We start from the raw sequence: 1,073 nt of genomic DNA, 5'->3' as shown, positions 1-1,073 counted from the left end.
TTCATAACCAGCAAGTAGTAAGGTATAAAGGAGATTTGCCTGATGATGCACGGCATAAAGGATATCGTTCAGTAGTAATCCAGGGGATTAAAATAGAGCCTTACAATACCGAATATAGATTAGAGCGTTTCTATTCAAAATCAACAGGTAATCTTTATGAGGCGAATCTTCCAGAACATTTAAGTGATGGATATGACCCGAGTTTAAAGTCATGGATATTAACATGGTATTATGATTATCGGATAACAGAGGATAAGACTGAGCAGAAGTTAAAGGATATTGGGATAAAGATATCAGCCGGACATATATCGAATATCCTGATTAAGGACAAGGATAAATTTCACCAGGGAAAAAGTAAGATAATTGAGGCAGGAATATCCAGCACCAGTTACCAACACATAGATGATACTGGAGCACGAGTGATGGGAACCAGTCAGTATTTTTCAGTATTATGCAATGAGTACTACAGTGCATTCTTTATCAATCCGCAAAAAAGTAGACTGACAGTATTAGGGATATTAAGTCAGGCCAAAGAGTTACACTACACCATAAATGAGGCAACCATGAAATACCTTAAGCAAAAGAATGTGCCAGAGCATATCAGAAGAGCAATTGCTGGAGCAGTATGGTCATCTGGTATGAGCAAGAAAGAATTTATAAATAAACTTGAGCAGGTATATAGAAAGATAAAAACTCGATATAGAGATATTATCCTCGAAGCATCAGCAGTGGCATGGTATCAGGAGCAGAACTTAAGTGAAAAGATAAAGATACTCCTTTAGTGATGCTGCCAAACAATTTGGGGGTATAACAGAACTTAATGCATTATGCTGGGTACATGAAGATCGACATTATGCAAAGCTGATACCAGTGTTTAAGGCACATAAGGATTTGGTGGAAGGATTCAGACACAAGATATGGGATTACTACAAAGAACTTACGGCATATAAATCCAATCCAGATGAGAAAGAGAAAAAACGATTAAATGAGGCATTTGATAAACTCTTTTCAGTAAAAACAGGATATGTTACACTTGATGAATGCATAGCGAAAACAATGGAAAGGAAATCAGG

The 1,073-nt window shown here is 36.8% G+C and carries 2 protein-coding genes; both read left to right on the top strand.

Annotated features, from left to right (window positions below; translation table 11 throughout):
* A partial coding sequence (locus AB1422_19595; protein ID MEW6621506.1) for a transposase occupies window positions 1–782 on the top strand: 782 nt, incomplete at its 5' end.
* A gap of 88 nt (window positions 783–870) precedes the next feature.
* The coding region (locus tag AB1422_19590) for a transposase (protein ID MEW6621505.1) at window positions 871–1,073 on the top strand (203 nt) is incomplete at its 3' end.

It is taken from the genome of bacterium (assembly GCA_040757115.1).
Taxonomy (GTDB): domain Bacteria; phylum UBA9089; class CG2-30-40-21; order CG2-30-40-21; family SBAY01; genus JBFLXS01.
This window is presented reverse-complemented; position numbering and strand designations above follow the sequence as displayed.